The organism is Rhizobacter sp., assembly GCA_021153565.1.
Taxonomy (GTDB): Bacteria; Pseudomonadota; Gammaproteobacteria; order Burkholderiales; family Burkholderiaceae_C; genus Albitalea.
In genome coordinates this window covers 1-6,436 of record JAJKJU010000043.1, presented here as the reverse complement: position 1 = coordinate 6,436, position 6,436 = coordinate 1, and the positions used below count along the sequence as shown (strand labels likewise).

Genomic DNA, 6,436 nt, shown 5'->3' with positions numbered 1-6,436 from the left:
GATGGACTCGACTCACTGGCTTTTCTCGTGTTGGAAGGCTTCGATAACACCCCGCAAAAGGTCTCTGGCTCGGAACAGCGGCCAGCTGCGGATTGGCACATTATCACACGGGATGGGACATGTAGTAAGTCGGTTTCCTGGCAACGGAACTGCAGCTTGAGGATGTCGGTAATGAATATCGCGCATGCTGCACGAAACGAAGAGCAAATGTCCACCAGTTACAAAATATTATGGCACTACATTTCACTTTTCGAGCGACCCCTAGCATTCATGCGGGTTTGCGGCCGACGACGTCGGGAAATGGGCTAAAAGTTGACAAGCTTGGGCTACGATCGCCACGTGCGTCGACTGCGTGAGGCGCTGCGCAGCCACCGCGACGCCTATGCCGATCTGGTGGCGACGCACTTCCCGGTCGGCACGCGCCTCACGCTGCCCGACGGCGGCATGCTGCTGTGGGTGCAACTGCCCGAGGGCGCGAGCGGCGATACGCTGTTTGCTGCTGCGCTGGACCGCGGCATCAAGATTGCACCTGGCTCCTATGACTCGGTCACTGGAATTCATGTTCTTGACGTAGTGACGAACGAAGAGTGGCTGGGCGCACGATCTGCTTCGATTCAGCCGGGGATTCTTGGCAAGACCGTGGCGTTCGACGCCTACGGCCGCTGCGTCGCGAACCTGACGCCCATCCCCAGGCGCCAGGGGTGGCTCTTGTCGGCTTCATCGCGCTGGCGAAAGGCCTTTGGCGACACACCCACGGTGCGCTTGAAAACCTTGGAGAAGCTGAAGGCGTCTTGGTAGCCCACCTCGGCGGCAACGGCCTCCAGCTTGTGGTCGGTTTCGGCCAGCAGGCGCATGGCGCGCTGCATGCGAAGCATGCGCAGGTGGTTCAGCGGCGTGTCGCCCATGGCATCGCGGAAGCGCTCGGCCAGCGCCGTACGTGACAAGCCCGCGTGCTGAGCCAGTTCGTCCAGCGTCCACGGGTGCGCGCTGCGCTCGTGCATCAGCGTCAGCGCGCGCCGCACCTGCGGGTCGCGCGCGGCGTGGCTCCAGCCGTGACCGACCTGGCCACGCTCAGCCGCGATCTCGCGCAGCGTGTAGGTGAACACCATGTCGAGCAGCGCCTGCACGATGGTGTCGGCGCCCGGCTCGGCGGCGCGTATCTCTTGTTCCATCAGCCCGGCGGCCAGCGCCAGTGGGCCCAGCCGCGGACGCGCGTCGGCGCGCAGCACGGTCCAGGAGGGCAGCTCGGCAAAAAGGGGGTGCAGTGGCGTGTTCCACAGCTGGTAGGCGCCACCCACCACGACGCTGGCGCCCGCCAGGATGGGCCCGAGCTCGTGCGTGATTGTCTGGGGCTGCAGGCCGGTGAGGCTGGGGCCCACGCTCAGCGCATGGTCGCAGCCGCGCGTCATGAAAGCCACGTCGCCGGTGGCCAGTGCAAGCGGCTCGGCCAGCGTGGGCGCATGCACATGCACCGGCCCCTGCACCGCCACATGCAGCCCGATGCTTTTCTCGCATGGGAAGCGCAGCACCACGTTGGCAGGAATGGCGCGCAGGCCCAGCACGCGGCGGCGCAGGCCGGCGTCTTGGAGGATGTCTGATAGCAGGTCCATTAAGGACGATTGGACATGAAAGTTGTACTAGTGTCCATTTCGGGTTCGACGCCGATTGGGCAAGATGCCCATCATCGCAACCCAACCCAAGAGCATTCCATGCCCCACATCCTTGTCGTCGGCGCCAGCGGCACCGTCGGTTCCGAACTCTCCCGCCTGCTGGTCACCCAGGGCGAGTCAGTGGTCAAGGCCACTAGTCGCAAGCCCACCGCCGCCGACCAGGTGCAGTTGGATCTCGTCAGCCAGGCCGGCCTGAAGGCGGCCTTCGACGGAGTGGACCGCGCCTTCTTCCTGGCCCCGCCTGGGCATGCCAATCAGGAAGCGCTGCTGGCGCCGCTGATCGACGAAGCCAAGGCGCGCGGCCTGAAGAAGGTCGTGCTGATGACGGCCATGGGCGCCAACGCCGACGAGAACGCGCCGATGCGCAAGGCCGAACGCCGGCTGGAAGCTTTGGGCCTAGCCTACAACATCATCCGGCCGAACTGGTTCATGCAGAACTTCAACACCTTCTGGCTGCACGGCATCCAGACGGCCGGTCAGATCTTCCTGCCCGTGGGCGCGGCCAAGGGTAGCTTTATCGATGCGCGGGACATCGCGGCCGTGGCCACCCGGCTGCTTACCGGTGAGGTCTTCGCCAACCGCGACTTCGACCTCACCGGCCCGCGCGCGCTGGATCATGCCGAAGTGGCGGCCATCCTGACACACACCACCGGAAAGCAGATTGGCTTCACCGACATCACGCCCGACGCCCTGCTGCAGGGGCTGCTGGGCGCTGGCCTGCCCCAGGACTACGCAGAGTTCCTCGTTCTGATCCTGGGCTACTTCAAGGCGGGCTACGCCGAGCGCACTACCGAGGCCGTGCAGCAGATCACCGGCCAGGCGCCGCGCACGATCGAGCAGTACGCGAAGGACTACCGGGCCAGCTGGGTCTGAGGCGCGCGGAGGCAGGGCGGCGGCGTCGCCTGCCGCCCTGTCCGTTGCCGGCGGCATACTTTGCACTGCATCAGCCGCCCGTGGCATTACGACCAGGCACACCCGGGCGTGCGCACATTGAACCGCCGGGAAGCGGCCCTTCCGTAGTGGCGGCTCCTGGCCGTCATGGATAGATATCCATGACGGCCACTATGGATAGATCTCAACTAGGTGTAGTTCGTACGGCCAGGGCGTTGCTTTCGCTGCTGTGGTGCGGGTTCTGGCTCGGTCGGTCGGTGTTTATCTCACCATAGTTTCTGCGGTCGAGTGACGGGATGGCGTCTGTGGCCCCCGACACGCAGCCTTGTAGAGATGAGCGTTCGAATCGCTGGCGTGCCCCAATGGCGCAAAAACTATGCAAAGGCTTCGCGCGCCCCGACGTGCCGCGTACACAGGGTCGATGCGGGTGCGCCGTTGAATCTCTATCCCTAGTTGAAATCTATCCATAGTGGCCGCCAGCGTGAGTACGAGGCCGCCATTGGAAGCTGACTTTCGATGCGTGGGCCAGGCCGGCCAAGGTCAGCTGTCGGCGAAGCCCGGGAACTCACACTGCCGACCATCTGTCGATCGTGAATGTCGGCTTCGCACTGAAGCCTGATCAAGCTTGACCGACCCCGTCAACGATGCGCGTTCTCGGGGGCCGAAGCTGTCAGATCTGCATTGCCGAAGCGATGCTGTCAGACCTGCATCGCCGAAGCGAAGCTGTCAGATCTGCATTGCCGAAGCGATGCTGTCGCGCGCCTTCTTGTTCATGCGAATCTGGAACGGCAAGAACGTCAGCCGGTCCGTGACGCTGGCCGCACCTGGGTTGGAGACCCAATAGCTGCCTCCGAGAACCTGGCCGTCCTTCGTCAACGCACCGGTGTAGACGTTGCCGTTGAGCTGGAAGTACACGCGGTATTGCACGGTTGAACTGAGCGTCGCCGAGACCGGACGCGCGACCGTCGCAACGAACACCGGCACGCCGCCTACGGTTGATATCGTGCCGTCGGCCTGGTGATAGGTCTTGCCATCGCTGTTCGAGAGCAGGCCGGCCGTCAACGCGGCATCCAGGGTGGTCGAGGCGGCACAGGGCGCCACATTCGCGTCGGTGGTCGCGCCGACACAGTCGAACACCGTGAAGCGGTCGCCCTGATTGACCGCCGTGTACTTCACGTAAGCGGCACCCGAGGCGAACGAAACGGCCGGATTCAAGATGGCGGTATTGGACCAGAACGAGTTATGCCAGTGCGCCAGATCCGCCGGGGCGGCAACGACCGCTCCGCTCAGGGCGACGGTGGAGAAGTTGCTTCTGACCTGGGTGAAGGCCACGGTGACGCCGTCGTTGGCCAGCGCGTCGATCTTGACGCTGCTGCCGGTGTATGACGCGACGTTGATCGGCCCGTTGACCGGCACGACCAGAATCGCACCGTTCTTCAGGACGCGCGTCGGTGTGCCGGTCAGCAAAGCGAGCGTGCTCGATATGTTCACCGGCTGCGACTGCGTCGATGGCTGCGGCCCCGCCGTCAGTGGCGACGCCGCCATCACCGCGAAATCCGAGGATGCGTAGTTGGTGCCACTGACCTGAGGGCCCGAGAAATTGAGGTTCCAGTGCAGCTGGTGGCTGCCACCGCCGGGCGCGAGGATCAGGTCTTCATAGGCCTGTTGATCAGCGCTCAGCTTCAGCGCGAGGCTGGCAGCAGCGCTCGTGACGCTGCCGTCCGGGTTGCTCACGACGACCTTGTACTGTGCGCCGCTGTCGGCATAGGTGACCGCCGAAGTCGTGAAACTTGCCGAGGTCGCGCCCGCAATGTCCGCCCCGTTCTTCTGCCACTGATAGCTCAAATTGGCGCCCGTGGCGACGACGGTGAACGTCGCCGTATCGCTGGTCAGCACGGGGGCGCTGGCTGGCTGCGACGTCAGCGCGGGCGGGTTCTTGGCCGTCGGCGTGCTGGAGTCTGATCCGCCACCCCCGCACGCGGCGATGAGGCAGGCAGAGGTGAGCGCGGCGGTCGTGCCGGCAAAGCTGGTCTTCATGAAATTTCCCCGGGGATGCTTCTTGTCTGTCTCGGCGGCGGCTGCCGCTTCGTACGGGCGGTAGTATCTCCGACGACACATTTGCCTCGCATCGCAAGCCGCGCCAGGCCTTCGTTTGAGAAGTATTCGCTCTGTCGCTGGCGCCAGATTGACACTTTTACCCTCGCGTTTGGGACACTTTTGCCTCGGTCTACGTTTCGCAAATGCGCACGCCACCTCGCGTTTGCACTGCAGCATATGACGCAGTACCCCGAAACTGCGCAGCATGGTCGATCCAATCGACTCCGTTCGCGGAGTTCTCGGATCAGGTACGTGCCAAGAACGGCCGGCGGAGCAACCGGCACTGCCACCTGCCCTTTCCGGCCGAGATCGATCGTCTGGGGAAAACACCAGTGTTGGCCGGCCTGCAATCTTCCCGAAATCGTGCCCGGCTTCCGTCCCCCTTCTCAATGCCCCTCCCAAAATGTGCCGCATCAATGGCGAAGTTGCTTTACAAGGCACGCGCCTTCTTGGGTCTGGAGAGAGTTTTGACCCTGAGCTGCGAAGGGCTTGATCAGCTGCGGATCAAGGATTCGGGAAGTCAGCGTTGCATCGACTTGGCGGCACAGGTGCTCGTCATGTCGACCGACCTTGGGGCACGGGAACTGCAGAGCGGCGATGCCGCGCTGTCTTGCTCGCGACCTCGGAACTCTCGCTGTTCATGGGTCTCATGCATGGCCGCAGGCTGCCGGCGACTGTCAACTGGTCGGCCCCTTCCATGTGGCGGGCGCAAGTGGCAGTTTGCTGGCCCACTGGCCTCCCTCGGGGCAGATTGCCCGAAGCTTCGGCCGAAGACAACTCAAAAATCCGCTTGAGGAATAGAACATGACATTCGGCAACATCATCAAGGTAGATCTCTGCATCTCGCTCCCAAAGGTCAAGGATGACGAGGACTCGGGCAGCACCCGAACTTCCGCTCGTGGCGCCCTGCCTCAGACTCGTGTGAATCTGTCTTCGCGTACTTCGCAAGCTTCCTCCACCCGCAAAGAAGAAGCTATTGCTCCGCGCCGGGCATTACCTCTCGAGGTGAGCTCAGAAATTCAAGCTGAAGCTTCCACGTCAGCCTCTGTTGCGCCGGGTCAAACGAAGAAGAACGGGCTCACGCGCAAGGTCATGAGCCTATTCAGTACCCGGCGACATTCGAAATCCAAGGCATCCAAGTCCAGCCAGCTCGATGAGGTCGATCCGCTTGCTCTGCAGTTCAGCGCCGATTGGCTTGAGCAGGCTCGCGCCGAGAACCAGGAGACTTTGGAGTCCAACGAGCGCGCCGAGAACAAGGGCAAGCGGCCGCGCCTGATCGAAATGCTCGCGGACAACGCTATTGAGGTACCGTTGGAACGTAAGGCCGAGGCGGAGGACGAACGTATGAGGGCGGGACTGTTCGCCCCAGTTGACTGGCGGAGCCGGCAACCTGCAAGCTCCGGCGACGCGGGAGCGAGCACGTCGGGTGCAGCTCCGCAGGTGACCTCCGAGCAGACAACGCCCGAGCAAGTGACGCCAGAGGGGGTGGAGGGCACGGCTGCAGGGCAGCATCCCGACGCGTCGGCCATCGCCCAGGAAGGGACGGACTCGCTGCTGCGTGAACTACGACCACAGGCAGGACCACCGCTTGCGCCGAGCAGCGACACGCTTCCGATCGTTCCCTTCGAGCATTCGCAGTATGAGACTCGCGAGTCCGTCTCGCCTCCTCAGCGTGGACTCAGAGGCTGAGAGCATTTCGATATTCAACTCAAGTGCGCCGTTGAGTGACCACTTGACGATGAGTTGTTGCCAGAAATTGGTGAGGTTTTCGCTCGATT

General features: G+C 63.3%; 4 protein-coding genes and 1 pseudogene. 3 read left to right on the top strand and 2 right to left on the bottom strand.

The annotated features are described in order from the left end of the window. Positions 1 to 327: 327 nt before the first annotated feature. Positions 328 to 537: pseudogene (locus AC30NL_RS03120) on the top strand (PLP-dependent aminotransferase family protein); the annotation flags it as partial. Between the two features lie 116 nt (positions 538 to 653). Here AC30NL_RS03120 and AC30NL_RS03115 read toward each other — a convergent pair. Further along, positions 654 to 1,610 carry a helix-turn-helix transcriptional regulator gene (locus AC30NL_RS03115; RefSeq protein ID WP_489462553.1) on the bottom strand — a complete coding sequence of 319 codons (957 nt, stop codon included), beginning with the start codon at positions 1,608 to 1,610 and terminating at the stop codon, positions 654 to 656. A 99-nt stretch (positions 1,611 to 1,709) separates the two neighbouring features. On the opposite strand from AC30NL_RS03115, the gene AC30NL_RS03110 reads away from it, so the two are divergent. Next, the gene (locus AC30NL_RS03110) at positions 1,710 to 2,543 is read left to right on the top strand and encodes an SDR family oxidoreductase (RefSeq protein WP_489462552.1); all 834 of its coding nucleotides are present in this window, start codon (positions 1,710 to 1,712) and stop codon (positions 2,541 to 2,543) included. Between the two features lie 744 nt (positions 2,544 to 3,287). Here the strand turns inward: AC30NL_RS03110 and AC30NL_RS03105 are convergent. Continuing rightward, entirely contained in the window at positions 3,288 to 4,598 is a 1,311-nt protein-coding gene (locus AC30NL_RS03105) for an immunoglobulin domain-containing protein (protein WP_489462551.1), read from the bottom strand. A gap of 1,152 nt (positions 4,599 to 5,750) precedes the next feature. On the opposite strand from AC30NL_RS03105, the gene AC30NL_RS03100 reads away from it, so the two are divergent. Further along, the gene (locus tag AC30NL_RS03100; RefSeq protein WP_489462550.1) at positions 5,751 to 6,347 is read left to right on the top strand and encodes a hypothetical protein; all 597 of its coding nucleotides are present in this window, start codon (positions 5,751 to 5,753) and stop codon (positions 6,345 to 6,347) included. Positions 6,348 to 6,436 lie beyond the last annotated feature (89 nt).

Bases quoted from the DNA above. Each gene is read 5' to 3' on its own strand.
- AC30NL_RS03115 (WP_489462553.1), bottom strand. From the start codon at position 1,610: ATGGACCTGCTATCAGACATCCTCCAAGACGCCGGCCTGCGCCGCCGC.
- AC30NL_RS03110 (WP_489462552.1), top strand. From the start codon at position 1,710: ATGCCCCACATCCTTGTCGTCGGCGCCAGCGGCACCGTCGGTTCCGAA.
- AC30NL_RS03105 (WP_489462551.1), bottom strand. From the start codon at position 4,598: ATGAAGACCAGCTTTGCCGGCACGACCGCCGCGCTCACCTCTGCCTGC.
- AC30NL_RS03100 (WP_489462550.1), top strand. From the start codon at position 5,751: ATGAGCCTATTCAGTACCCGGCGACATTCGAAATCCAAGGCATCCAAG.